This is a genomic window from Roseomonas indoligenes, assembly GCF_017813365.1.
In the GTDB taxonomy this organism is placed as follows: domain Bacteria; phylum Pseudomonadota; class Alphaproteobacteria; order Acetobacterales; family Acetobacteraceae; genus Roseomonas; species Roseomonas indoligenes.
Window position 1 is genome coordinate 92,342 of sequence record NZ_JAGIZA010000003.1, and the last position, 25,500, is coordinate 117,841.

The 25,500-nt window shown below is 71.4% G+C and carries 23 protein-coding genes; 17 read left to right on the forward strand and 6 right to left on the reverse strand.

All coding sequences use genetic code 11. The features are described 5' to 3' along the window. Positions 1-11 precede the first annotated feature (11 nt). From J5Y10_RS05515 to J5Y10_RS05525, 3 genes are all read left to right on the forward strand, one after another. Positions 12-347 carry a TM2 domain-containing protein gene (locus J5Y10_RS05515; RefSeq protein WP_209371645.1) on the forward strand — a complete coding sequence of 112 codons (336 nt, stop codon included), beginning with the start codon at positions 12-14 and terminating at the stop codon, positions 345-347. A 136-nt stretch (positions 348-483) separates the two neighbouring features. Continuing rightward, positions 484-2,109, forward strand: a complete 1,626-nt coding sequence (locus J5Y10_RS05520; protein WP_245214353.1) for an ABC transporter substrate-binding protein — start codon at positions 484-486, stop codon at positions 2,107-2,109. A 65-nt stretch (positions 2,110-2,174) separates the two neighbouring features. After that, on the forward strand, positions 2,175-3,110 hold the full coding sequence (locus tag J5Y10_RS05525; protein ID WP_209371649.1) for an NAD(P)/FAD-dependent oxidoreductase: 936 nt from the start codon (positions 2,175-2,177) through the stop codon (positions 3,108-3,110). A 13-nt stretch (positions 3,111-3,123) separates the two neighbouring features. Here J5Y10_RS05525 and J5Y10_RS05530 read toward each other — a convergent pair whose 3' ends face one another. From J5Y10_RS05530 to gatC, 5 genes are all read right to left on the reverse strand, one after another. Beyond that, the gene (locus tag J5Y10_RS05530; protein WP_209371651.1) at positions 3,124-4,662 is read right to left on the reverse strand and encodes a cryptochrome/photolyase family protein; all 1,539 of its coding nucleotides are present in this window, start codon (positions 4,660-4,662) and stop codon (positions 3,124-3,126) included. A 51-nt stretch (positions 4,663-4,713) separates the two neighbouring features. Continuing rightward, positions 4,714-6,165, reverse strand: a complete 1,452-nt coding sequence (gatB, locus tag J5Y10_RS05535; protein ID WP_209371652.1) for an Asp-tRNA(Asn)/Glu-tRNA(Gln) amidotransferase subunit GatB — start codon at positions 6,163-6,165, stop codon at positions 4,714-4,716. A gap of 72 nt (positions 6,166-6,237) precedes the next feature. Further along, the gene (locus J5Y10_RS05540) at positions 6,238-7,209 is read right to left on the reverse strand and encodes a hypothetical protein (RefSeq protein WP_209371653.1); all 972 of its coding nucleotides are present in this window, start codon (positions 7,207-7,209) and stop codon (positions 6,238-6,240) included. Positions 7,210-7,250: 41 nt separating this feature from the next. Continuing rightward, the gene (gene gatA, locus J5Y10_RS05545; RefSeq protein WP_209371654.1) at positions 7,251-8,732 is read right to left on the reverse strand and encodes an Asp-tRNA(Asn)/Glu-tRNA(Gln) amidotransferase subunit GatA; all 1,482 of its coding nucleotides are present in this window, start codon (positions 8,730-8,732) and stop codon (positions 7,251-7,253) included. Further along, positions 8,732-9,019, reverse strand: a complete 288-nt coding sequence (gatC, locus tag J5Y10_RS05550; RefSeq protein WP_209371655.1) for an Asp-tRNA(Asn)/Glu-tRNA(Gln) amidotransferase subunit GatC — start codon at positions 9,017-9,019, stop codon at positions 8,732-8,734. The genes gatA and gatC overlap by 1 nt, the downstream gene beginning before the upstream one ends. A gap of 108 nt (positions 9,020-9,127) precedes the next feature. On the opposite strand from gatC, the gene J5Y10_RS05555 reads away from it, so the two are divergent. From J5Y10_RS05555 to J5Y10_RS05575, 5 genes are all read left to right on the forward strand, one after another. Continuing rightward, entirely contained in the window at positions 9,128-10,066 is a 939-nt protein-coding gene (locus J5Y10_RS05555) for a retropepsin-like aspartic protease (protein WP_209371656.1), read from the forward strand. A gap of 1 nt (position 10,067) precedes the next feature. Then, positions 10,068-10,529: a Holliday junction resolvase RuvX gene (gene ruvX, locus J5Y10_RS05560; RefSeq protein WP_209371657.1), complete on the forward strand. Its 462-nt coding sequence runs from the start codon at positions 10,068-10,070 to the stop codon at positions 10,527-10,529. A gap of 69 nt (positions 10,530-10,598) precedes the next feature. Continuing rightward, the gene (locus tag J5Y10_RS05565) at positions 10,599-11,189 is read left to right on the forward strand and encodes a chromate transporter (protein ID WP_245214354.1); all 591 of its coding nucleotides are present in this window, start codon (positions 10,599-10,601) and stop codon (positions 11,187-11,189) included. Beyond that, the gene (locus tag J5Y10_RS05570; protein WP_209371659.1) at positions 11,186-11,704 is read left to right on the forward strand and encodes a chromate transporter; all 519 of its coding nucleotides are present in this window, start codon (positions 11,186-11,188) and stop codon (positions 11,702-11,704) included. Before J5Y10_RS05565 ends, J5Y10_RS05570 begins: the two co-directional genes overlap by 4 nt. A gap of 68 nt (positions 11,705-11,772) precedes the next feature. After that, on the forward strand, positions 11,773-12,471 hold the full coding sequence (locus J5Y10_RS05575) for a hypothetical protein (protein WP_209371661.1): 699 nt from the start codon (positions 11,773-11,775) through the stop codon (positions 12,469-12,471). Here J5Y10_RS05575 and J5Y10_RS05580 read toward each other — a convergent pair. Next, the gene (locus tag J5Y10_RS05580) at positions 12,443-13,051 is read right to left on the reverse strand and encodes a GNAT family N-acetyltransferase (RefSeq protein WP_342452849.1); all 609 of its coding nucleotides are present in this window, start codon (positions 13,049-13,051) and stop codon (positions 12,443-12,445) included. The two genes, J5Y10_RS05575 and J5Y10_RS05580, sit on opposite strands and share 29 nt — an antisense overlap. Between J5Y10_RS05580 and J5Y10_RS05585 the strand changes: the two genes are divergently transcribed. The 9 genes from J5Y10_RS05585 (at position 13,034) to J5Y10_RS05625 (ending at position 25,477) form a co-directional block, all read left to right on the forward strand. After that, entirely contained in the window at positions 13,034-13,975 is a 942-nt protein-coding gene (locus J5Y10_RS05585) for an aspartate carbamoyltransferase catalytic subunit (RefSeq protein WP_209371663.1), read from the forward strand. The genes J5Y10_RS05580 and J5Y10_RS05585 overlap by 18 nt on opposite strands. Continuing rightward, the gene (locus tag J5Y10_RS05590) at positions 13,972-15,243 is read left to right on the forward strand and encodes a dihydroorotase (RefSeq protein WP_209371665.1); all 1,272 of its coding nucleotides are present in this window, start codon (positions 13,972-13,974) and stop codon (positions 15,241-15,243) included. Before J5Y10_RS05585 ends, J5Y10_RS05590 begins: the two co-directional genes overlap by 4 nt. Beyond that, the gene (gene plsY / locus J5Y10_RS05595) at positions 15,240-15,824 is read left to right on the forward strand and encodes a glycerol-3-phosphate 1-O-acyltransferase PlsY (RefSeq protein WP_209371667.1); all 585 of its coding nucleotides are present in this window, start codon (positions 15,240-15,242) and stop codon (positions 15,822-15,824) included. The genes J5Y10_RS05590 and plsY overlap by 4 nt, the downstream gene beginning before the upstream one ends. A 301-nt stretch (positions 15,825-16,125) precedes the next feature. Then, positions 16,126-16,953, forward strand: coding sequence for a DNA-processing protein DprA (locus J5Y10_RS05600; protein ID WP_432761252.1), 828 nt, complete (start codon positions 16,126-16,128; stop codon positions 16,951-16,953). Continuing rightward, positions 16,950-19,688 (forward strand): type I DNA topoisomerase, encoded by a 2,739-nt coding sequence (gene topA / locus J5Y10_RS05605; protein ID WP_209371668.1) that lies wholly within the window; start codon positions 16,950-16,952, stop codon positions 19,686-19,688. Before J5Y10_RS05600 ends, topA begins: the two co-directional genes overlap by 4 nt. Positions 19,689-19,743: 55 nt before the next feature. Beyond that, complete coding sequence (rnr, locus tag J5Y10_RS05610; protein WP_342452850.1) at positions 19,744-22,080, forward strand: ribonuclease R; 2,337 nt, start codon at positions 19,744-19,746, stop codon at positions 22,078-22,080. A 287-nt stretch (positions 22,081-22,367) separates the two neighbouring features. Further along, positions 22,368-23,552 (forward strand): S41 family peptidase, encoded by a 1,185-nt coding sequence (locus tag J5Y10_RS05615; protein WP_209371670.1) that lies wholly within the window; start codon positions 22,368-22,370, stop codon positions 23,550-23,552. A gap of 132 nt (positions 23,553-23,684) precedes the next feature. Then, positions 23,685-25,049 (forward strand): putative bifunctional diguanylate cyclase/phosphodiesterase, encoded by a 1,365-nt coding sequence (locus J5Y10_RS05620; protein ID WP_209371672.1) that lies wholly within the window; start codon positions 23,685-23,687, stop codon positions 25,047-25,049. After that, a complete protein-coding gene (locus J5Y10_RS05625) occupies positions 25,046-25,477 on the forward strand; it encodes a BLUF domain-containing protein (protein ID WP_209371674.1) in 432 nt (143 codons plus the stop codon). Before J5Y10_RS05620 ends, J5Y10_RS05625 begins: the two co-directional genes overlap by 4 nt. Positions 25,478-25,500 lie beyond the last annotated feature (23 nt).

Here is a 25,500-nt window from a genome sequence, read left to right on the forward strand (position 1 = left end):
AGGAAATCCAGATGGCCATAGCCCAGCGCATCCCGAACACCGGCAATCCGGGGCTGAGCGACGCCGCGGCGCTGATGCATTACGACGCCAACAAGCGCTCTGTCCTCGTCGCCTACATTCTCTGGTTCGTCCTCGGCTGGTTCGCGGCCCACCGCTTCTACGCCGGGCGCGTTTTCAGCGGCCTCGTCATGCTCGCCGTCAGCCTCGTTTCCTGGGCGCTGACGGCGATCGCCGTCGGCTATGTCGGGCTCTTCTTCATCGGCCTCTGGCTCTTCCTGGACGCCTTCCTCATTCCCGGGATGATCCGGTCGTACAACCGGGGAATCATCGCCTCCCTCGGCCGTTAGCCCCGAGCCCTCCAGCTTCGCCCCGCCGGAGCTTCGTTGACACCGCGCCCGCCGCCATGCGCCAATCGCCGCGGCATCCCCGGCAAAAAGGGGAGCCGGGGGTGCCAGGCCGTCACGCAGACACATGGAGACGACCATGGCCGAACGCATGCCCGCGCTCCAGCGCCGAGCCTTTCTCGCCCTGCCTGGCGCAGGCCTCTTGGCGAGCGCGACCGGCGCCCGGGCGCAAACGGGTGTGGCAGCTGGGACAGCGCCAGGGACCACCCTGAACCTCGCCGTCGCGGCGCCCGTCACCTCGCTGGATCCGCACTACCACACGCTCTCCCCCAACAACATGATGGCGGAGCACTTCTTCGACCCGCTGGTGGGCCGGGACGCGAAGGCAGCGCTGCGCCCGGCGCTGGCAGAGTCCTGGCACCTGGTGGACGAGACCACCTGGGAGTTCAGGCTGCGGCGCGGCGTGAAGTTCAGCAACGGCCAGGACTTCACCGCGGAGGATGTGGCCTACACCTATCGGCGCGTGCCGACCGTGGTGAACAGCCCCGGTTCCTTCGGCATCTACACGAAGGCGATCACCGGCACGGAGATCGTCGATCCCCACACGATCCGCTTCAAGACGAACGGCGTATACCCGTTGCTGCCGCAGGATCTCAGCCAAGTCTACATCATCTGCAAGGCGGCCGGCGAGAACGTCGCCACCGGCGACTTCAACAACGGCCGCGCCATGATCGGCACAGGCCCCTTCCGCTTCGTCTCCTTCAACGCCGACGACCGCGTGGTGATGAGCCGCAACGACGCCTACTGGGCCGAGAAGCCGGAGTGGTCCCAGGTGGTGTACCGTTTCATCCCCGGGGATGGCGTGCGCGTGGCCGCCCTGCTCTCTGGCGACGTGCAGATGATCGACGTGGTGCCGCCCAACGACATGCCGCGCCTTCGCACCACTCCCGGCATCGCCTTCGCCGAGATGCCGAGCCTGCGCTGCATCTACATCAAGCTCGACACGGCCCACGACGTCTCGCCCTACATCACGGACAACGACGGCAAGCCCTTCACGAGGAATCCGCTGCGCGACCTGCGCGTTCGCCAGGCTCTCTCCATCGGCATCAACCGGCAGGCGATCGTGGACCGGGTGATGCAGGGCGCGGGCACCCCCATCGGCCAGATGATGCCGCCCGGCGCCAACGGTTACGTCGCCGACCTGCCGCCGCCCACCTTCAGCATCGACCGCGCCAAGGCCCTGCTGGCGGAGGCCGGCTATCCCAACGGCTTCCAGATCACCCTGATCGGCCCAAACAACCGCTACGTGAACGACGCGCAGATCATCCAGGCCGTGGGCCAGATGTGGCAGCGCATCGGCGTGCGCACGCGGGTTGAGGCGATGCCCTTCGCCGTCATGGCGCAGCGGCAGGCGCGGAACGACATGTCCGCCATGCTGATCGGATGGGCGACGGCGGGCGAACCCTCCACCGCCATCCGCGGCAATCTCACCACCCGCATCCCGGACAAGGGCTTCGGCACAGTGAACTTCAGCGGCTACTCCAACCCGCAGGTGGACGCGCTGACCGACGAAGGGCTGCGGACTGCCGACGACGCGAAGCGGGAGGCGATCTTCGGCCGGGCCATGCGGGTGGCGATGGAGGACGTCGCCCTCATCACCCTGCACATGCAGAAGAACATCTGGGCGCTGAAGGGCGGCATGACCTACGAGGCGCGGGCGGACGAGTATACCCTGGCCATGGGGGTGAAGCGCGCTGTCGGCTGAATAGGCGCGGCGGCTGCAACGCAGGGACCCCTCCGCGCGTCTGTAACGGGGCGCGGAGGTGAAACATGGCGGAAGACGGCGTCCTCGATGCCCTTATCATCGGCGGCGGCCCGGCGGGGCTGACCGCCGCCCTCTACCTCGCCCGGTTCCGGCGCCGCCTGGCGCTGGTCGATGCCGGGGACAGCCGCGCCGCCTGGATTCCAACCAGCCACAACGTCCCTTTCTTCGCCGAGGGCATCGGCGGCCGCGAGATGCTGGCCCGCCAGCGGGAAAGCCTCGCCGCCTACGGCATCGCCCCGCGCCGCGCCGAGGTGACGACCCTGGCCCAGGAGGACGGCCATTTCGTCGCCTCCACCGCGGAGGGCGAGCCGATCCGGGCCCGCCGCGTCCTGCTGGCCACGGGCTGCCGCGACACCCCGCCCGACCTTCCCGATCTGCACGAGGCCCTAGGCCGCGGCCTGCTGCGCTACTGCCCGATCTGCGACGGCTACGAGGCCCGCGGGCGCAAGGTGGCCATCCTCGGCCACGGCGCGCGTGGCCTGGGGGAGGCCGTCTTCATCGCCCGCACCTACTCGCGGGATGTCACCCTCCTCACCCTCGGCGAGACCCTCTCCCCCGAGGACCGGGCACGGGCGGAGGAGCACGGCATCCGCCTCCTCACCGCGCCGATCGAGGCGCTGGAGACTGAGGGCGACCGCATCTCCGCGGTCCGCCTCGGCGGCCAGGAGCACCGGTTCGAGACGCTCTACTCCGCGCTCGGCCTGAAGGTTCGCTCTGGCCTCGCCATCGATCTGGGCGCGGAATGCGACGACACCGGCGCCCTGACCGTGGACGACCACGCCCGCACCACCGTCCCCGGCCTCTACGCGGCGGGCGACGTGGTGCGCGGGCTGAACCAGATCGTGGTGGCGATGGGCCACGCGGCCATCGCCGCGACCGACATCCACAACCGCTGCGAACTGCCGACCGAAGACGAACCGGGCGGGAACCGCGGCCGCTGATCGGCAGGCTGCCTCAATAGGTGCCGGAGACCGGGAGTCCGTCCAGGAAGGCCAGCGCCTCACGCCGGACCGCCTCGACCCGAACGGGATCCATGCGGTCCAACGTCTGCACGGCGTGGCGCGCGCGCGGGTTGCGGGACAGTCGTTCCCGGTGGCGCGCCACGAAGTCCCAGTAGAGCAGGTTCAGCGGGCAGGCCCCCCGGCCCAGGCGCTTTCGCACGTCGTACCGGCAATGCGCGCAGTAATCCGACATCTTGTGGATGTAGTTGCCGGACGCCGCATAGGGCTTCGTCGCGAAAAGCCCGCCATCCGCGTAGAGGATCATGCCGACGACGTTCGGCATCTCCACCCACTCGTAGGCGTCGTGGTAGACGATCAGGTACCACTCCTGCACCGCCTTCGGGTCGATCCCCGCCAGCAGCAGGAAGTTGCCCAGCACCATCAGCCGCTGGATATGGTGGGAATAGGCGTTGTCCCGCGTGCCCTCGATCGCCTGGCGAAGGCAGTTCAGCTCCGTCTCCGCCGTCCAGAAGAAGTCCGGCAGAGGGCGGCCAGCGCCCAACGCGTTGCTCGCGCCGTAGCCCGGCATCTCCCGCCAGTAGACGCCACGGATGAACTCCCGCCAGCCGATGAGCTGCCGCACGAAACCCTCCGCCGCGCTCAGCGGCGCCGCGCCGTCATCATAGGCCTCCGCAGCCGCGTCGCAGCACTCAGCGGCCGTCAGCAGCCCGCAATTAATGAGAGCCGAGAGGTGGGAGTGGAACAGCATCGGCTCGCCCTGCCGCATCGCGTCCTGGTAGGCGCCGAAGCCCGGCAGCGCATCCCGCACGAACCAGCCGAGATAGGCCCGGGCCTGCGCGCGGGTAACGGGGTAGTCGAAACCGTCCAGCCGCCCGAAATGGTTCCCGAAACGCCGGGCGACGAGGGCCAGCACCTCCTTCGTCACCGCATCGGGCTCGAACCCCGGCCGCTCCGGCGGGCGGACGCCGCGGGGGATGGGCGCGCGGTTCTCCTCGTCCAGGTTCCAGCGCCCGCCCTCCGGCTCGCCCTCCTCCGTCATCAGGTAACCGGTCCGGCGCCGCATCTGCCGGTAGAAGCCCTCCATCACGAGGGGCGTTCCCGGCCTGCCCAGCCGCGCGAACTCCTCGTGCCGGCAGAGGAAGCGATCGTCCTCACGCACCTGGACCGGCAGGCCCAGCGCCGCCCCCCAATCCTCCTGCGCCGCGCGCACACGCCACTCGCCGGCCTCGGTCACCACCACGCCGGAGACTTCGTGCCGCCCCAGCGCCCGCGCCAGCTCCCCGCCGAGGCTGCCGGTATTCCCTGGATCGTCCAGCCGCACGTAGTCCACGGCCACCCCCTCGGAGGCCAGATCCATCGCGAAGTGCCGCATGGCCGAGAAGAGGAAGGCGATCTTGCGCTGATGGTGGCGCACATAGGTCGCCTCCTCATGCACCTCCGCCATCAGCACCACGTCGCCGGGCGCGAGGTCGCGCAGGCAGGAGACGTCCCGCGTCAGCTGATCGCCCAGAACAAATCGGATACACGCCATCCACGGCATATGCCGTTGCGGCGCCGGATCGCAAGACCCGACGCCGCCCGGTCAGCGGTCCAGGCGCGCCTTGAGCACCTCGTTCACCAGGGCCGGGTTCCCCTGCCCCTTCATGGCCTTCATCACCTGGCCCACGAACCAGCCGAAGAGCGTCGGCTTGGCCCGGTACTGCTCTACCTTTTCGGGATTGGCGGCGATGATGGCGTCCACGGCGGCCTCGATCGCGCCGGTATCCGTCACCTGCCGGAGCCCGCGCTGCTCCACGATGGTGCCGGGCGCCTCGCCCGTCTCACCCATCGCCTCCAGCACCTCCTTCGCCATCTTCCCGGACAAGGTCTTGTCCGCAATCAGGTCCAGCAGCGCGCCGAGGTGTCTGGCCGAGACCGGGCTGTCCTCGATCCCCTTCCCCAGCCGGTTCAGCATGGCGAAGAAGTCACCCATGACCCAGTTCGCCGCCACCTTCGGGTCGCGGCCCGTGGCCACCTCCTCGTAGAAGGCGGCCGTTTCCTTCTCCGCAACCAGCACGCTGGCGTCGTAGGCGGAAAGGCCGAACTCGTTCACGTAGCGGGTGCGGCGCGCATCCGGCAGCTCCGGCAGACCCGCGCGCAGCTCCTCGATCCAGGCGGGGTCCACCACCAGCGGGGGCAGGTCCGGGTCTGGGAAGTAGCGGTAGTCATGCGCGTCCTCCTTGGACCGCATGGAGCGCGTCACACCGCGCGACGTGTCGAACAGCCGCGTCTCCTGGTCCACGGTACCGCCGGATTCCCAGACCTCGATCTGGCGCCGCGCCTCCGCCTCCACGGCCTGCATGACAAAGCGGATGGAGTTGACGTTCTTCACCTCGCAGCGCGTGCGGAAGCCCTCGCCCGCCTTGCGGACGGAAACGTTCACGTCCGCCCGCAGCGAGCCCTCCTCCATGTTCCCGTCGCAGGTGCCGAGGTAGCGCAGGATCTGCCGCAGCTTCGTCAGATAGGCCCCCGCCTCCTCCGGCGAGCGCATGTCCGGCTCCGACACGATCTCCATCAGCGCCACGCCGGAGCGGTTGAGGTCGATGAAGCTCTTCGTGGCGTGCTGGTCGTGGATCGACTTGCCCGCATCCTGCTCCAGGTGCAGCCGGGTGATCCCGATCTCCTTCGTGCTGCCGTCCGAGAGCTCCACGCTGATCACGCCCGTGCCCACGATCGGGTGCGCGAACTGGCTGATCTGGTAGCCCTGCGGCAGGTCCGCGTAGAAGTAGTTCTTCCGGTCGAAGCGCGACCAGGGGTTCACCTGGGCATTCAGACCCAGCCCCGTGCGCACGGCCTGGGCCACGCATTCCCGGTTGATCACCGGCAGCATGCCCGGGAATCCCGCATCCACGAAGCTGACCTGGGAATTCGGCTCAGCCCCGAACTCCGTCGCTGCGCCACTGAACAGCTTGGCGTTGCTGGTCACCTGGGCGTGGACCTCAAGCCCGATCACCAGTTCCCAGGGGCCGGTCTCGCCCTCGATCGTATAGGTCATCCACATCTCTCCGACGGCGCGCCAGCAAGCCCAAGACCTGCCCGGCGTCAAGCCGCCAGAGCCGGACCAGTCCTATCGGAAGGCCTGCACCAAGTAGGCCGGCATGCTGATCCAGGTCCAGCGGTTGCGCTCACGGCCGAGCGCCGAGACGGTCACCACACGCGAGCCCTCCCGGCTGACCTCGTAGCCCAGGGACCGCGTTTCCGCCCAGAAGGCACCCTCCCTCCCGTTGGGCGCTGTGCCGACCAGCAGCGAGACGCCCGTGCTGGGGATTTCGAGGGACGGCATGCGCTCGATGTCGAGGGGCTGGGTCGAGAAAACCGCCAGCCGGACCACCGAAGCCAGCTCCTCGGCCAGGGGCCCTGCCTGCTCCCGGATCAGCCGGCTGTCATCCGCCGTCCACCGGGCGACTGCCTCCTCCTCCGAGGGCGCATTCACCGGGCGCGAGAAAGCCGCCGCGTACCGGACGATGCTGCGCCGCGCGGCGCCCTCGCCGACCGTATGCATCGTCGTCGCCCGCGCGACGAGGAAGCGGCCATCGGTGGTCAGGACGACGTCGCGGTAGATCTGCAGGCCGGCGCCCTCGCCCAGCTGCACCTGGGCACCTCGCGGCGCCTGGTCGAAACGCTCCACGCGCAGCGCCGGCACCCCGGCCAGCTGCTGCTTGAAGGCCTCGTTGAACTGGCGTGCGAAGTCGGAGGCGATCGGCCCCGTCTCGCCCAGGCGCGCGGCCAGCTCGTCGCGGCGCGCGGTCCGATTGCTCTCGGTGATGCTGTTCACCACCGCATCGCCCGCCGTCATGACGGCCCCGATAAGGAGCCCGGCCGGCGAGAGCCCGACGAAGGCCGTGCGCCGCAGGTCCAGGTTGACGTCCACGGGCACGTTGGGCCGTGGCTCGTCCACAACGACCCGATGCGGTGCCGCGATTTGTGCGGCAGTGGGAGGTTCAGGCGGCTTCGCGGCACAACCGACGACGAAGGCGAGGAGGATGATCGGGCGCAAAGGCTTGAGCATGGGAACCGTCGGAGGCGTGATGTAAAACATCACGCCTCCGTGATTTTAGGTCAATGCGCGCGCAACCAGTTTCAGGCGAAGGCCCGGAGCTGTGGCATTCCCGTCAGTCCCGCGGCGCGCTCGACGACCGTGCCCACCGCGAACACGGTCTCCTCGTCGAAGTCGCGCCCGAGCACCTGCAGCCCCAGCGGCAGCCCGTGGCGGTCGAACCCCGCCGGCACGGTCATGCCGGGGATGCCCGCCAGGTTGGCCGTCACCGTGAACACGTCGTTCAGGTACATCGCCACCGGATCGTCCTGCTTCTCCCCCGCCGGGAAGGCAGCGGAAGGGGTGGCCGGCGTCAGGATGGCGTCCACTTTCGTGAAGGCCTCGTCGAAGTCGCGCTTGATCAGCGCGCGCACCTTCTGCGCCTTCAGGTAGTAGGCGTCGTAGTAGCCGGCGCTCAGCACATAGGTGCCGATCATGATGCGCCGCTTCACCTCGGCCCCGAATCCCGCCGCGCGCGTGCGCTCGTACAGATCCTTCAGGTCCTGGCCGTCCACCCGCGCGCCGTAGCGCACGCCGTCATAGCGCGCGAGGTTGGAGGAGGCCTCCGCCGGCGCCACGATGTAGTAGGTCGGCAGCGCGTATTTCGTGTGCGGAAGGGAGATCTCGACGATCTCGGCTCCCTCTGCCCGCAGCCACTCCAGCCCCTGCTGCCACAGCGCCTCGATCTCGTCGGGCATGCCCTCCAGCCGGTACTCCTTCGGCACGCCGATCCGCAGTCCCTTTACACCGCGCGCGCAGGCCGCAGCGAAGTCCGGCACCGGCAGGTTCGCGCTGGTGCTGTCCTTCGGATCGTGCCCGGACATGCTCTCCAGCAGGATGGCGCAGTCCTCCACGGTGCGCGCCACCGGCCCCGGCGTGTCCAGGGAGGAGGCGAAGGCCACCACGCCCCAGCGGGAGCACCGCCCATAGGTCGGCTTGATCCCGGCGATGCCGCAGAAGGCCGCGGGCTGACGGATGGAGCCGCCCGTGTCCGTCGCCGTCGCGCCCAGCGCCAGCCGCGCTGCCACGGCCGCCGCCGATCCGCCGGAGGACCCGCCCGGCACCAGCCGCACGCCATCGTCGTTGGAGCGCTGCCAGGGGTTCTCCACCTCGCCATAGGCCGAGGTGGCGTTGGAGGAGCCCATGGCGAACTCGTCCAGATTCACCTTGCCCAGGAACACCGCGCCGTCCCGCAGCAGGTTGGACGTGACCGTGCTCTCATAGGGCGGCGTGAACTCGCCCAGGATCCGGCTGGCAGCCGTGGTCCGGGTGCCGGCCGTGCAGAACAGGTCCTTGATCGCCAGCGGGATGCCCTCAAGCTTCCCGGCAAGACCATCGGCCCGGCGCTTGTCGGAGGCCCGCGCCGCCTCCAGCGCCTTCTCCGCCGTTACGGTGATGAAGGCGTTCAGGCGGGGGTTCAGGGCCTGGATCGCGTCTAAGTGGGCCTGCGTCAGCGCCTCTGAGGTGACGATGCCCTCGTTCAGCGCCTCGAGCGCGCCGCGGATGGTAAAATCGGTGGGGTGCATCACTCGACAACCTTCGGAACGGCGAAGAAATCGCCCGCGCGATCTGGGGCGTTGGCCAGAACGGCCGCGGCCTGCCCGCCATCGGTGACGACATCCTCGCGCATCGGCATGGCGGAAGCCCCGGCGCCGGCCAGGGGCTCCACATCGGCGGTATCAACCTCCTGCAGCTGCTCGATCCAGCCGAGGATGCCGTTCAGCTCCGCTTGCAGGCGCTGGTCCTCCCCCTCCTCCAGATGGAGCCGGGCGAGCGACGCGACGCGCCTCACGGTCTGCAAGTCGAGTGACATGGAACGTCCTGGTCAGAAGGCGAAGAGCCCTCAGGAAGCCGCCGCCCCCCCTCAAGTCAAGGGGCAGCGCCTTTCCCGCCCGGCGGCGCGGGCGCATATCGCGGGGGAATGCCGCATCACCGCTCCCTCGCCGCCCTCCTGGCCACCTTCATCCTCGCGCCGGGCGCCGCCTCCGCCGCCTGCCTTCCCGGCGAGGGCGAGCGCCTGATCCTCGCGGCCCAGGCCTCCCCCGCCGCCCGCGCCCTGCTCGGCCCCGCGGCCGCCGGCCCGCTGCCGATCGTTCTCGCCCAGGCCAATGGCGCAGCCCTGGCCTTCGTGCTGGATACCGGCTCCAACCTCACCCTCCTCCGCCCGGAGGCGGCCGTGGCGCTCGGCCTGTCGATGGACCCGGACCGGTCCACCCCCATCACCGGCGTTGGCGGTACATCCCGCATGCCGAACGCCGTGATGCGCCATTTCCAGATCGGCCGGCGCGTGTTCCAGAACCTCTCCGTCCCCGTCGCCCCGGGCAGCGAGGACGAGGGCGGCATCGCCGGCATCGTCGGCGCCGACCTGCTCCGCCAGGGCGCGCTGGAGCTGGACCTCGCCGCCGGACGCGCCGTGCTGCACGACAGCCCCGGCTGCATCGCCGCCCCGCCCCCCTGGCCCGCGGAGGCCATCCCGGCGGAGGTGACGGGCGAGGGGCTGGTGGTGATCCCCCTGCGCCTGAACGGCCGCCCCGCCCGCGCCCTGCTCGATACCGGGGCGGTCCGCACGGTGCTGCGGCAGGACCGGATCACCGATTTCGGCATCCCCGCCAGCGCGCTCGGCGCCCCGGCCGCCGGCACCGTTTTCGGCACGGGCGGGGAGGCCGCCGCCTTCCGCATCCATGAGGGCGCGACCCTCAAGCTCGGCGAATACACCACGGCCGCAATGCCGATCGTCATCGCCCCCCTCCCGCCTTCCCTGCCCGTGGACCTGGTGCTCGGCCAGGACATCCTCGGCACCCGCCGCCTTCTGCTGTCCTACGCCGCCCGGCGCCTCTGGGTCGGTCCCTCGGCGCGCTGACATGCCGGTCACCCCCCTCCCCGCGCTTCGCGCCGCCCTGCCCCGCCACGCCCGCCTGATCGGGCTCGATCCCGGCAGCAAGACAATCGGCATCGCCCTCTCGGACGTCCTGCTGATGCTCGCCTCACCCTATGCCGCCCTGGCCCGCGGCAAGCTGGCCCCCAACGCCGCCGAGATCCGCCGCATCGCGGAGAAGGAGGGCGCGGGCGGCCTGGTCTGCGGGCTGCCACTGGGCATGGACGGCTCCTTCGGCCCCGCCGCCCAGGCCGCGAAGGATTGGGCCATGGCTGTCTCCAACGCCACCGGCCTGCCGGTCGCGCTCTGGGACGAGCGCCTCTCCTCCTCCGCCGTGAACCGGATGATGATCGAGGCCGACCTCTCCCGCGCCAAGCGCGCGAAAGCCGTGGATGCGGCCGCGGCCGCCTACATGCTCCAGGCCGCGCTGGACGCCACGCGGGGCTGACGCCCGCGCATTGGACATCCCGCCCGGCCTGGCGCATCCCACGGGATACAGCCGGAGGATCCCGAGACGATGCAGAGCCCGAGCGACAGCGCAGCGGCCCTGGCCATGGAGGGGGCCGACGCCGATCGCCCGCCGCCGAGCTGCACGGACCTGTTCCTCGGCTTCCTCGGCCTCGGCCTGATGGGCTTCGGCGGCGTGCTCCCCATGGCGCGCCGCATGCTCGTGGAGGACCGGCGCTGGCTGGCCCCGGACCAGTTCACGGAGCTGCTGGGCCTCTGCCAGTTCCTCCCGGGCGGCAACATCATCAACCTCTCCGTCGCGGTGGGCCTCGAGTTCCGCGGCGTGGCGGGCGCCATGTCAGCCATTCTCGGCCTGATCCTCGGCCCGACCGCTGTGGTGATCGGCCTCGGCGTCCTTTACGACCAGTACAAGGACGACCCGACCCTCCGGCACATCTTCATGGGCCTGGCCGCCGCCGCCGCGGGGCTGCTGGTTGCAACGGCGTGGAAGATGCTGGTGCCGCTGCGCGCCCGGCCGGTGACGCTGGGCATCGTCCTCCTCACCGCCCTCGCGATCGCCGTGCTGCGCCTGCCGCTGCTGCCGAGCATGGCGGTGCTGGCGCCCCTCAGCATCCTCGCGACCTGGCGCCTCAGCCGATGAGCACCCTCGTCGCCCTCGCCGTCATCTTCACCCAGCTCTCCCTGCTCGCCTTCGGCGGCGGGAACACCATCCTGCCGGAGATGCAGCGCCAGGTGGTGGAGGTGCACCGCTGGATGAGCGCGCAGGACTTCACCGCCCTTTTTGCCCTCGCCCAGGCCGCGCCGGGTCCGAACATGATGGTGGTGCCGCTGGTGGGCTGGCACGTCGCGGGCTGGTCGGGCGTGCTCGTCTCATCGCTGGCGAAGTTTGGCCCCTCCTCCATCCTCACCGGAATCGTCCTGGGCCTCTGGCGGCGCTTCAAGGACCGCCCCTGGCGCAAGGTGGTGCAGGCCGGTCTGGTGCCGATGACGGTGGGGCTGGTCACGGCCAGCGCCTTTCTCATCACGGAAGCGACCACGACCGAATGGCTGCTCGGCGTGATCACGGCGGCCGTCGCGGCCCTGTCGGTCAGGACGAAGCTGCACCCGCTCTGGCTGCTGGGCGGCGGCGCCCTGGCCGCGCTCGCCCTGCTGTGAAGCCGGGCAGGCCGGGAATGCCCGGCGCAGGTGGATGCGGAATCGCACGAAAGGGCTAGCTTGCCGCCATGCGCCTGCTGCCAGCCGTCCTCGCCCTGCTCCTTGCCCCTCTACCGGCCCTGGCCGCGGACTGCCTCGGGCTCGGCGCCGCCGGCACGCCCGCGGAGCTCCGCATGGTGCGCGACGGCCCGCCTCACCCTCTCTATCGCGGCGCGGCGGATGCGAGCTGCCCCGCCGAAACTGCTGCCTGCCGGTCAAGCGCGACGCTCGGGCCGCGTTTCCGCGTGGTGGCGGGGGAGGCGAACGGGGCCTTCACCTGCGTGGTCCGGGCCGACGCGAAGGGTCGGATGACGGCGGGCTGGCTGCCCACCTCCGCCCTGGCCCTCCCGCCCGAGGTCCCGCCGCTTCGCGCCGCGGACTGGATTGGGCGCTGGCACAGCGGGACGGATCGCTACCTCATCGTCACCGCGACGCTGGACGGCGCCCTCGTCCTGCGCGGAGAGGCGCGCGAGGGCGCCCGCGCCGCGCGGCGAGGGCCGCGCCCGGCAGTCCATCACGGCGTGCTGGACGCCCGTATCCAGACGGACGGCGACGACGCCGCCCTCGTCATCGGGGAGGACGGCGCCGCCCGCCCGGACGCGCCGGAGGAGGCCGAGCTCTGCCGCGTGGCCCTGCGCCGGCGCGGCCCCTATCTCATCGTTCAGGACAACGGCCGGTGCGGCGAGGCCGGTGTCGGCTTCACCGGCGCCTATCGCCGGACCGGCTGACCGGCCGTTCCATGTAGCGGGCGCCGGAGTCGTAGCGCCGCAGCACCGCCTCAAGTGCCGGGTCCGGCACGGCGGCGAACCCCTGAACCTGCCAGAACCCCTCCGTGCCCCCGATGGCCACGAGCGCCATGGGCAGCCCACCCGTCAGCTCCTCCAATTCCCGCAACGCCCCGCCGCCGGCGCCCTGGCCACGCGCGGCCGGCAGGATCGCCAGATCGTGCAGGTAGAAGACCCCGGGCGCCTCCGGCAGCGCGCCCAGTAGCGTGTCCAGGGCCGGCGGGCGCCGCCGGTGCCAGGGATGCGCGATGGCATAGCCCAGGGCGGTCTCCCCAGCCTCCAGCAGCAGGCATCCGGGCGGGTGCAGGGCCAGCCGCTCCGCGAAGACGGCATCCGATTCCGGGTGCCCGGGGTGCACGGCCGCCGCGATCGCGCGGACCTCCGGCAGGTCCCCCGCCCGCATCGCCCGCCAGATCCCGCCCTTTTCGCCCAGCCCCGCCTCCCCTAAACAGCCGGGGGTCGGCGACTCACCGGCCCTCGCCCCGTCCACCGCCAGCGAGGCCCCATGCCCCTTTATCCGCACCGGCACCTCCTCGCGCTCCAGGGGCTGGAGCCCCCCTATATCGCGGAACTCCTGGACCTCGCCGAGAGCTACGCCTTGCTGAACCGCGGCGGAAAGGCCCAGCGGGACGTGCTCCGGGGCCGCACCCTCATCAACCTGTTCTTCGAGGACAGCACCCGCACCCGCACCAGCTTCGAGCTGGCGGGCAAGCGGCTGGGCGCGGACGTGATCAACATGTCCGTCTCCACCAGCAGCGTGAACAAAGGCGAGACGCTGCTCGACACCGCCTCCACGCTCAATGCCATGAAGACAGACCTCCTGGTGGTCCGCCACGCCCAGTCCGGCGCCCCCGCCCTTCTCTCCCAGAAGGTGGACGCCGCCGTGATCAATGCCGGCGACGGCACGCATGAGCACCCCACCCAAGCCCTGCTGGACGCGCTGACGATCCGCCGCCGCAAGGGGACGCTGGAGAACCTCACGGTCGCGATCTGCGGCGACGTGCTGCACAGCCGCGTGGCCCGCAGCAACATCCACCTGCTGCTGGCGATGAACTGCCGCGTCCGCGTCGTCGGCCCGCCCACGCTCATCCCCGCGGAGGTAGAGGCGCTCGGCGTGGAGGTGTTCCACGACATGCGGGCGGGCATCAAGGACGCGGATGTCGTGATGATGTTGCGGCTCCAGAAGGAGCGGATGGCGGGCGGCCTCGTCCCCTCCGCCCGCGAGTTCTTCCGTTTCTATGGGCTGGACGCGGCGAAGCTGAAGCTCGCCAAGCCCGACGCCATCGTCATGCATCCCGGCCCGATGAACCGCGGCGTGGAGATCGACAGCGCCGTCGCCGACGACCCCGCCCGCAGCGTGATCGGTGAGCAGGTGGAGATGGGCGTCGCCGTCCGCATGGCCGTCCTCGACATCCTCTCCCAGAACAACCGGCGGAACGCGCGATGAGCACTCTTCTCCTCGACAACGCCCGCCTGGTCTGCCCCGCCACCGGCCGCGACGCCCCGGGCCGCCTGCTGGTGCAGGACGGCCGCATCGCCGGGCTGGACGGCAGCGGCGCGCCTGAGGGCGCGACCGTAGTGGACTGCGGCGGAGCCGTGCTCGCCCCCGGCCTGATCGACCTGCGCGCCACCCTCGGCGAGCCGGGCCACGAGCACCGCGAGACGATCGAGAGCGCGGCCGAGGCGGCGGCGGCGGGCGGCATCACCACCCTCTGCGCCCTGCCGGACAGCGAGCCGGCGCTGGACGACCCCGCGCCGCTGCAATTCATCCTGCGCCGCGGCGAGATGACGGGCAGCCTCACCATCCTGCCCTACGGCGCCGCCACGCGTGGCTGCGCCGGGAAGGAGATGACGGAGTTCGGCCTGCTGCGGGAGGCCGGCGCGGTCGCCTTCACGGACGGCACCCGCGCCATCGCCGATGCGCGCACCATGCGCCTCGCCCTCTCCTACGCCCGCGCCTTCGGCACCTTCATCGTGCAGCACCCGGAGGAGCCGAGCCTCGGCCGGAACGCGAGCGCGACCGAGGGCGAGATGGCCACCCGCATGGGCCTGCCCTCCGCCCCCGCCGCCGCGGAGGCGATGATGGTGGCGCGGGACATCGCCCTCGCCCGGCTGACGAAGGGCCATGTCCACTTCGCCCATGTCTCCACCGGTGCCGCTCTGGATCTGATCCGTGCCGCCAAGGCGGAGGGCCTGCGCGTTACCTGCGATACCGCGCCCCCCTATTTCGACCTGAACGAGACGGCGATCGGCGACTTCCGCACCTACGCCAAGCTCTCCCCGCCCTTGCGGCGGGAGGAGGACCGCCTGGCCGTGATTGCGGCGCTGAAAGACGGTACGATCGACGCCATCGCCTCCGACCACCAGCCGCGCGACGCCGATGACAAGCGCGTGCCCTTCGCCCAGGCCGAGGCGGGCGGCGCCGGCCTCGCCACCCTGCTCGGCGTCACCCTGGCGCGTTATCACGGCGGCGACCTGACGCTGCTGCGCGCCCTCGAGCTCCTCACCGCCGCGCCCGCGAAGCTGCTGGGCCTCGAAGCCGGCCGCCTCGCCCCCGGGGCGCCTGCGGACCTCGTCCTTTTCTCCCCGGATCGCGGCTGGAAGGTCGAGGCCGGGAAGCTGCCGGGCAAGGCGCAGAACTCTCCCTTCGACGGCCGGGCGCTGGAGGGGAAGGTCCTCGGCACCTGGAAGGAAGGAAGGCGCGTCTTCGGATGAACGGGCTCCTCGCCGCGATCCTCGGCCTGCTCCTGGGATCCATCCCCTTCGGCCTCCTCCTCACCCGCGCCGCCGGGCTGGGGGACATCCGCAGCATCGGCTCCGGCAACATCGGCGCCACCAACGTCCTGCGGACGGGCAACAAGAAGCTGGCCGCCGCCACCCTGGTGCTGGACTTCCTCAAGGGCGCCGCCGCCGTCTGGCTCGCCGCCGCCCTCTTCGGCCCGGAGACAGCGGGAATAGCCGCGATCGCGGCCGTCCTGGGCCACTGTCACCCGCCCTGGCTCGCCTTTCGCGGCGGCAAGGGCGTCGCCACGGCGCTCGGCGTCTTCCTGGCCCTGGCCTGGCCCGTCTTCGTCGCGGCCGCCCTGACCTGGCTCGTCATGGCGAAGCTGGTGAAGATCTCCTCCGCCTCCGCCCTGACCGGAATGGCGGTGGCGGCGATCGTGGCCTTCGCCTGGGGGGGCTGGCCGCTGTTCTGGCCGGTCGCGTTGATCGTCGCCTATGTCACGCTGCGCCACCATGCCAACATCGCCCGCCTGATCGCCGGGACGGAGCCGCGGATCGGCCAAGGCAAGTGATCGCACCGGCCGAGTCCCTCGCCCGCCTCCGACTAGTGCGCTCCGAGGGAGTCGGCCCGCAGACCTTCCGCCGACTTCTCTCGGAACATGGCAGCACCGCCAGAGCCCTACGCACTCTCGGCAGCCGCGCCGCAGACCTCGCCGCTGTAGAGCGTGAACACGACGCGGTCCTCGCCATGGGCGGCCACTGGCTCCATCTCGGCACCCCCGCCTACCCGCCCCTGCTGGCCGCGATCGCGGATCCGCCCCTGTTCTTGCCGCCCTGGGCGACCTCTCTCTCCTCACCTCCCGCCAGGTCGCCATCGTCGGCGCCCGCAACGCCTCCGCGGGCGGCCGCCGCATCGCGGAGGAGATGGCGGAGGCCCTGGCCGCCGCCGGCGTGGCGGTCACCTCCGGCCTGGCCCGCGGCATCGACACTGCCGCCCATCTCGGCGCCCTTCCCCACGGCCGCACCATTGGCGTGGTCCCCGGCGGGCTGGACGTGGCCTACCCGCCCGAGAACGCCGCCCTCCAGCGCCGCATCGGGACGGAGGGCCTGCTCCTGGCCGAAGTCCCGCTCGGAACGGCCCCCCTGGCCACGCATTTCCCCCGCCGGAACCGGATCGTGGCCGGCCTCGCCCTCGGCGTGGTGGTGGTGGAGGCCGCTCCGCGCTCCGGCACCCTCATCACCGCCCGCCTGGGCGCCGAGGCCGGGCGGGAGATCTACGCGGTCCCCGGCTCCCCGCTCGACCCCCGCTGCCGGGGCTCCAACGACCTGATCCGCAACGGCGCCCATTTCTGCGAGGGCGCTGCGGACGTGCTGGAAACCCTGCCCGCCAGCGCGGAGGCCGCCCCCATTTTCCATGATCCCTTTCACCGCCCCCCCTCGCGCGCGCCCGCGTATACCCCCGCGCCCGCCCGCGATGCGCGCGAGGAATCAAGGGGTTCCGACCTCCTCTCCCTCGTCGGCCCGACACCCGTCGCGGTTGACGAGGTGCTCCGCCGCTGCCACCTCTCCCCGCCTGAGGCCCGTGCCGCGCTCCTCGAGCTGGAGCTGGAAGGGCTGATCGAGGCGCTGCCCGGAAACCGCGTCATGCGCTCCGGCCATCAGCGCGAAAAGGATTTCGGAGGGTTCCGCACCCCCACATGACGGATGTCGTCGTCGTCGAATCGCCTGCGAAGGCGAAGACCATCAACAAGTACCTGGGCAGCGACTATCATGTCCTGGCCAGCTTCGGGCACGTGCGCGACCTGCCGGCCAAGGACGGTTCCGTCCGGCCGGAGGAGGACTTCGCCATGGACTGGTCCTCCGAGGACCGGGGCGAGAAGCAGGTGCGCGAAATCGTCCAGGCCCTGAAGGCCGGCCATTCCAAGCGCCTCTACCTCGCCACCGACCCGGACCGGGAAGGCGAGGCGATCTCCTGGCACGTGCGCCAGATGCTGGAGGACCGCCGCGCCCTGAAGGGGGTGGAAGTCCACCGGATCACCTTCAACGAGATCACCAAGCGCGCCATCCAGCACGCCATCGAGAACCCGCGCGAGCTGGACGTCCCGCTGATCGACGCCTATCTGGCCCGGCGCGCGCTGGACTACCTAGTGGGCTTCACCCTCTCCCCGGTGCTGTGGCGCAAGCTCCCCGGTTCCCGCTCCGCCGGCCGCGTGCAGTCGGTCGCCCTGCGCCTGATCACCGACCGGGAGTCGGAGATCGAGGTCTTCAAGGCGCGGGAGTACTGGACGGTCGAGGCCGCCTTCCGCAGCCCGGCCGGCGCCCCCTTCACGGCCCGCCTGACCCACCTGGAAGGCAAGAGGCTCGACCAGTTCGACCTTCCGAACGAGGCGGCGGCGCATCACGCCAAGGCCCTGGTGGAGAGCGGCAGCTACACCGTCTCCGCCGTCGAGAAGAAGCGCGTCCGCCGCAACCCGCCGCCACCCTTCACCACCTCCACCCTGCAGCAGGAATCCTCCCGCAAGCTCGGCTTCGGGGCCCAGGCGACGATGCGCCTGGCCCAGCAGCTCTATGAGGGCGTTGACATCGGCGGCGAGACCGTCGGTCTCATCACCTACATGCGGACGGACGGCGTGCAGATGTCGCGCGAAGCCATCTCGGCCATCCGCGACCACGTCAAGGGTGAGTTCGGCGACAACTACCTGCCGGCCGCCCCGCGCGAGTACACGTCCAAGGCGAAGAACGCCCAGGAGGCGCACGAGGCCATCCGTCCGACCGATGTGGGCCGCACCCCGCAGGAGGTGGCCCGCTATCTCAACCCCGAGCAGCGCCGCCTTTACGACCTCGTCTGGAAGCGCGCCATGGCTTCCCAGATGGCATCCGCCGAGATGGACCAGACGGCGGTGGACATCGAGGATGCCGCCGGCAAGGCCCGGCTGCGCGCCACGGGCCAGGTCATCGCCTTCGACGGCTACCTCAAGCTCTACCGCGAGGACATCGACGACGCGAAGCTCGCGGCCGACGACGAGAACCGCACCCTCCCACCGCTGAACGAGGGCGAGCAGCCCAAGCGCGGCGACGTCGCGGCCAACCAGCACTTCACCCAGCCCCCGCCCCGCTACACCGAGGCCTCGCTGGTGAAGAAGATGGAGGAGCTGGGCATCGGCCGCCCCTCCACCTACGCCTCCATCCTCCAGACCTTGCAGGACCGCGACTACGTCCGGCTGGAGAGCCGGCGCTTCATCCCGGAAGACCGCGGCCGCCTCGTCACCGCCTTCCTCGTTTCCTTCTTCGAGCGTTATGTGGACACCGGCTTCACCGCCGCGCTGGAGGAGAAGCTCGACGACATCTCCGGCGGCAGGGCCGAGTGGCGCCAGGTGATGCACGAGTTCTGGGACCAGTTCCGGACCGCGGTGGACGCCACCAAGGACCTGAAGATCAGCGACGTCATCGACGAGCTGGACGAAGACCTTGGCCCCCACTTCTTTCCACAGAGGGAGGACGGCGCCGACCCGCGCGGCTGCCCCCGCTGCCAGCAGGAGAACCGCCTCGGCGGCCGCCTGGGCCTGCGCCTGGGTCGCACTGGCGCCTTCATCGGCTGCTCCAACTACCCGGAATGCCGCTACACCCGCCCGCTGGCCGTACCCGGCGCCGAGGGTGAGGCGGCCGAGGGCGAGGGCGGCGACCGCGGCCTGGGCACCGATCCCACGACGCAGCAGGAGATCTCCCTCCGCCGTGGCCCCTACGGCCTCTACGTCCAGCTTGGAGAGCCGGGGGTGGACGAGAAGGGCAAGGCCACGAAGCCCCGCCGCGCGTCCCTGCCCCGCGGCATGGACCCGGAGACGCTGACGCTGGATCGGGCGATCGCCCTCCTCAACATGCCGCGCGTCGTCGGCATGCATCCGGAAACGGGGGAGGAGATCACGGCCAATCTCGGCCGCTTCGGGCCCTACCTGAAGATGGGCGCCCTGTCCCAGAGCCTGCAGCCCGGGGACGACGTGCTCTCCATCGGCATGAACCGGGCGATGGAACTGCTGGCCAACGCCAAGCCGCGCGGCGTCACCCTGGGCAACCATCCCAAGGATGGCGCCCCGGTCGAGGTGAAGCGCGGCCGCTTCGGTCCCTTCGCGCAGCACGGCCAGACCGTGGCGTCACTCCCGCGCGGGACGGAGATGGAGAGCTACACCCTCGACCAGGCCGTCGCGCTGCTGGCGGAGAAGGGCAAGGTCCTCGCGCCGAAGAAGGGCGCCGCGGGCCGTAAGGCGCCAGCGAAGAAGACCGCCCCGGCGGCCGACGCGGCCCCGAAGGCCCCGGCCCGCGCCAAGGCGGCCGCAAAGCCGGCGGCAGCGAAGCCGAAAGCGGCGGCGGCCAAGAAGCCGGCGAAGAAGCCCGCCACAGCGAAGGCGCCGAAGTCCGCCACTGCAAAGCAGTCGGGCTGACTTGGCCACCAAGCGCCCGCCCCGCAAACCCCGTCGTGGCGGCCCAGGCCCCTCGGTGCCGGGGGAAGCCGGGCGTGTGCGGGTGGTGCTGAACCGCAACAAGCTCCCGCCCCGCGGCGGCGGGGTACCCCGGCCGCCCGTCGCGGGTGCGGCGCCCGCCCCCCTGCCGAGCCGGGAGGAGTTGCGTGCCTTCCTACGCACCGCGACCGGCCGGGTCGGGAAGACGGAGATCTCCCGCCATTTCGGGCTTTCCACCGATCAGCGCCCCGCCCTGCGCCAGCTGATGGCGGAGCTGAAGGAAGAGGGCAGCATCGCCCCAGTGGGCCGCCGCACCGTCCGCCACGCCGCCAACCTGCCGGACATGGCCGCGCTGGAGGTCTTCGGCACCGATGCGGATGGCGACCCCATGGCCCGGCCCATCGCCTGGGAAGGATCCGAGAAGCCGGTCGTCTACATGCGGCCTGAACGGGCCGGCCAGCCCGCCCTTGCCCCGGGGGACCGCGTGCTCGCCCGCATCACGCGACTGGGCCCGAACAAGTATGAAGGCCGCACCTTCAAGCGCATCGGCACCGGCTCGCCCTCCCGCGTCCTCGGGATCTTCAGCGCGGGCCTGGTCGAGCCCGTGGACCGTCGCTCCCGCGCCAGTTGGATCATCCCGCCGGGCGAGGAGAACGGCGCGGAGGATGGCGAGCTGGTGCAGGCGGAGCCGATCGCCGGCGGCACCCGCGAGCGCCTCTTCGGCCCGAAGCCCGCCCGGATCGTGGAGCGGCTCGGGCGGATGGACGACCCCAAGGCCGTCTCCCGCCTCGTGATCGCCGCCCACCGCATCCCCGACGAGTTCCCGGAGGAGGTGGTTCAGGTCGCCGAGCGCGCGCGGGCCGTGCCGCTGGGCACGCGCGACGACCTCCGCGACATTCTCCTCGTCACCATAGATGGCGAGGACGCGCGCGACTTCGACGATGCCGTCTTCGCGGAGCCGAAGGAGGATGGCTGGCGCGTCCTCGTCGCCATCGCCGACGTAGCCCACTATGTCCGCCCGAAGGCGCCGCTGGACCGGGAAGCCTGGCACCGCGGCAATTCCGTCTACTTCCCCGACCGCGTCGTGCCGATGCTGCCGGAAGCCCTCTCCAACGGCTGGTGCAGCCTGAAACCGGACGAGGATCGCGGCTGCCTCTATGTCGAGATGCATTTCGACCGCGAGGGCACGAAGACCGGCCACCGCTTCGGCCGCGCCCTGATGCGCAGCGCCGCCCGCCTCACCTACGAGACGGTCCAGGCCGCCCGCGACGCCGGCGAGGATGCCGGGCTGGAGCAGGGCCATATCGCCCGCCTCTACGGCGCGTTCCAGGCCCTGCTGGCCGCCCGCCTGCGCCGCGGCACGCTGGACCTCGACATCGCCGAGCGCCGCGTGATCCTCGGCCCGGAGGGCAAGGTGGCCTCCATCGCGCCCCGCGCTCGCCTCGACAGCCACCGGCTGATCGAGGAGTTCATGGTGGCCGCGAATGTCTGCGCCGCGGAGGAGCTGGAGCGGCTGCACATGCCCTGCATGTACCGCGTGCACGACCGCCCCTCGGACGAGAAGATGGAGACGCTGCGCGGCTTCCTCTCCGGCTTCGGCTTCTCCCTTCCGCCCTCCGACCGGATCCGCCCTCGCGACTTCGCGGACATCCTGGAGAAGACGCGGGAGACTCCCGAATCCCGCCTGATCAGCGAGACGATCCTGCGCGGCCAGTCCCAGGCGGAGTACAACCCGGAGAACATGGGCCATTTCGGCCTCGCCCTGCCCCGCTACGCCCATTTCACCAGCCCGATCCGCCGCTACGCGGACCTGCTGGTCCACCGTGCCCTCATCCGCGGCCTGAAGCTCGGTGACGACGGGCTGACGGACGAGGAAGCGGCCTCGATGCCTGATACGGGCGAGCACATCACGAAAACCGAGCGCCGTGCGGCCCTGGCGGAACGGGACGCGGTGGACCGCTACCTCGCCGCCTACATGGCAGACCGCGTCGGCGCGCATTTCCCGGCGCGCGTTTCGGGGGTGACACGCTTCGGCCTCTTCGTGACACTGGAGGAGAACGGCGCCAGCGGAATCGTCCCGATGAACGCCCTTCCGGACGACCAATGGTTCCACGAGGAAGCGGCGATGCGCCTGGTCGGCCGCCGCACGGGTTTGAGCTTCGCCCTCGGCCAGGAGGTGGAGGTTCGGCTGGCGGAGGCGGTGCCGCGAACGGGCAGCCTCACCTTCCAGCTGCTGCAGGGCGATCCGCGCACGGCCGGGCCGCGCGCGACATCCGGCCAGGGGACGCCCCCGCGCGGGCGCCAGAAGATCACGGACCGAAAGCCGAAGGCCGGGAAGCCCGCACGCCCCGGCAAAGGCAAGCGGCCGCGCTGATCCGCCGCCTCGCCGCCCCTCTCCTGGCCGTCCTCCTCCTGCTCCCCGGCGCTGCCCGGGCGCAGGATTTCGCGGCCACCCTGCGCGCGGCCTATGGCGCCATCGCGGAGCGTCATCTCGAGGGCACTGACCCCGGCGACCTGGCCCTTTGGACCCTGCGCGGGCTCGAGGCGATCGACCCCTACCTTTCCGCCGTCCGCCGTGGGCCGGAACTCGCGCTCGGCCTCTCGGACACGGCCCTGGCCCGGCGCCCGGTCGGCACCACGCCGGAAACCGCCGCCGACGCGGTGGCCGCCCTGTTCGCGGCGGCGGAGCGGGAATCCCCGGCCCTGCGACGCGCCGGCCGGCAGGCCATGCTCCAGGCAGGGTTCGAGGAGGTGTTCAACCACCTCGATCCCTACAGCCGCTACCTGACCCCACCGGAAGCCACGCGGGGCCGGGAACGCCACCTCGGCGCAACCGATCTCGGCCTGACGCTGTCCGCGGGCCGGCGGCGGGAGGTGACGATCTCCGCCGTCGCTCCGGGCAGCGCCGCCGAGCGGGCCGGCCTCCGCCCCGGAGACCGGGTGGCCGCCGCGGACGGCATCACCCTGGACGCCGAGGAGATGGACGAGGCGCATGCGGCGATGGAAGGAGCGCCCGGCAGCAGCGTCCTCCTCTCCATCCGCCGCGGACGCCGCCGGCTGGACGTCCTCCTCACCCGTGCCGCCGCGCCCCAGCTCTCCGTGGCCGCCGGCGTGCGGGATGGGATCCTCTGGCTCACCCTTCCCCTCTTCTCCTCCGCCACGCCGGAGCAGCTGGATCGTGCGCTCGCCGATACGCCCACCGCGGCCGCGCCGCTGGGGGTGGTGCTGGACCTGCGCGGCAACCGCGGCGGGCTCCTCCAGCAGGCCATCCGGGTCGCGGATTCCTTCGTTCCCACCGGCACGATCGCCTTCACGGAAGGCCGGCATCCCGACTCCCGCCGCCGCTTCGACGCGATCGGGGCCGACCTGGCCGGCGGCCGCCGCCTCATAGTCCTGGTGGATGGCCGCACCGCCTCGGCGGCCGAGGTGGTGGCGGCCGCCATTGGCGACCTTGGCCGCGGCGTGGTGGTGGGCAGCGCCACCATGGGCAAGGGGCTGATCCAGGTCCTCGTCCCGTTGCCCGGCGGAGCCCAGCTCGCCCTGTCCTGGTCCCGCATCCTCGCGCCGCGCGGCTGGCCATTGCAGATGCTCGGCGTCCTGCCCGCCCTCTGCACCAGCAACGGGGCGGAGGCCACGGCCCGCAACCTGGCCACGCTCGGCACCGCGGACAGCCCCATGGCGGTCCCGCTCGCCCGCGCCCGGGCCGCCCGCGCGCCGGTGCCGGGCAGCGAAATTGCCGCCCTGCGCGGCGCCTGCCCGGCGGCCGAGGGCCGCGACGCCGACCTTGCCGCCGCGCGGGCCGTGCTGGAGCGCCCGGAGATTTACGAGGCCGCCCTGGCCCGCTGACCAGGGGTCCCGCCCAGATGGCCGCCGCGCCATTCCGACCCTCATGGGCCGTTTTGAAGATCTTCACACTTCCGGGCCTAGGAAGGCGGAGGCGGACGCGACGTTCGGGTCCCTGCCCTGGGATGGACGAGCATGGACAGCATGATCGGAGCAGTAAGGCCCGCCGCGGGGGCCGGGCGCTGCCAGTCCTGTGCCGGCCCGCTCTGGCAGGGCGACGAGTTGACGAAGCTGGCCGACCGGCGCGAGTTCCTCGCCCGCCTCAGCGACGCGCTCACCGTCTCGGCCCAGTCGAACCATGACGGCGGGGAACGCCGCGTCGCCGTGATGATGATCGACCTGGACCGCTTCAAGGCCGTGAATGACGGCCTTGGCCACCCGGCCGGGGATGCCCTGCTGCGAAAGGTGGCGGCTCGCCTTCGCTCCGCGTTGCGGGAGACGGACATGCCGGCCCGCCTCGGCGGCGACGAGTTCGCGGTCCTGCTGGACAAGCCGGTGGACGAGTGCGTCGTGGAAGCGATCGCCACCCGGTTGGTGGACCTGATCAGCCGCCCCTACATGATCGACGGCAGCGTCGCGAACATCGGCGCCAGCATCGGCATCGCCTTCGCGGCGCCTGGGACGGGCCCGGACGACCTCCTGGGCCAGGCGGACCTCGCCCTCTACAAGAGCAAGGCGGAGGGGCGCGGCCGCTTCGCCTTCTTCGAGCCCGCCCTGCAGGAGGCCGCGCGGGCCCGGCGGGCGCTGGAATTCGATCTGCGGGCGGCGCTCGCGCTCGGCCAGTTCGAGCTGTTCTACCAGCCCAAGATCCACCTGGGCGAGAACTGCCTGAGCGGCTTCGAGGCGCTGATCCGTTGGCGCCACCCGCTGCGCGGTCTCGTCCGGCCCGACGACTTCATCCCCATGGCCGAGGACCTGGGCCTTATCATCCGCATCGGGGAATGGGTGCTGCGCGCCGCCTGCTCGGAGGCGGTGAACTGGCCGGAGGGGCTGAGCGTGGCGGTGAACGTTGCCCCGGCGCAGTTCTACACGGGATCCCTCGTGCCCGCCGTCGCCGCCGCCCTCGCCGCCTCCGGCCTGCCCGGCCCGCGGCTGGAACTCGAGATCACCGAGACCGCGCTCCTGCGCAACGGGCCAGAGGTGCTGCGGCAGCTCGCCGCGCTGAAGGCGCTGGGGGTGAAGATCGCGCTGGACGACTTCGGGACCGGCTACTCTTCCCTCACCCAGCTCCGCAGCTTTCCCTTTGACCGGGTGAAGATCGACCGCTCCTTCGCCGATGACGGCGTGGTGGTGCGCGCCGTCGCGGCGCTCGGCACCAGCCTCGGCATGTGCGTCACGGCTGAGGGGGTGGAAACCGCCGAGCAGATGCGCCGCCTGCGTCAGGACGGCTGCACGGAGGCGCAGGGATACCACCTCAGCCGCCCCGTGCCGGTCCCCGCCCTGCCCGGGATCATCCGGCGGCACCTCGAAGCATCCAACGTGGAGGAGAGCAACCGATGACGGGAAACCCGGAGAGTTACCGCCTTATCTATATCAGCAGGAATGCCCTCCGCGGCACCGCGGCGGAGCTGGAGGCCGAGGTGGGCCACATCCTCGTGGTCTCCCGGCGCAACAACGCGCGGGACGGGATCACCGGGGCCCTGCTCTTCAACGAGAGCTGCTTTGCGCAGGTTCTGGAAGGCGGATCCGACGTCGTCCAGGAAGTGTTCGAGCGCATTCAGCTCGACCCTCGCCACTGCGACACGGTGGTGCTGGCCTTCGGGCCCGCCCCGCGGGAGTTCGGCGAGTGGTCCATGGCCTATGCCGGCGCCATGGGGGCGGATTCCGCCGGCTATCACCATCTCGCCATGCCCGGCGGCGCCGAGGCGGCGTCCGGCCACATCCTGGACCTCCTCCGCGGCGTGCTGCTCCGCCAGGGCGCGGCCTGAGGCGCCGGGCACTCGAAGCGCGG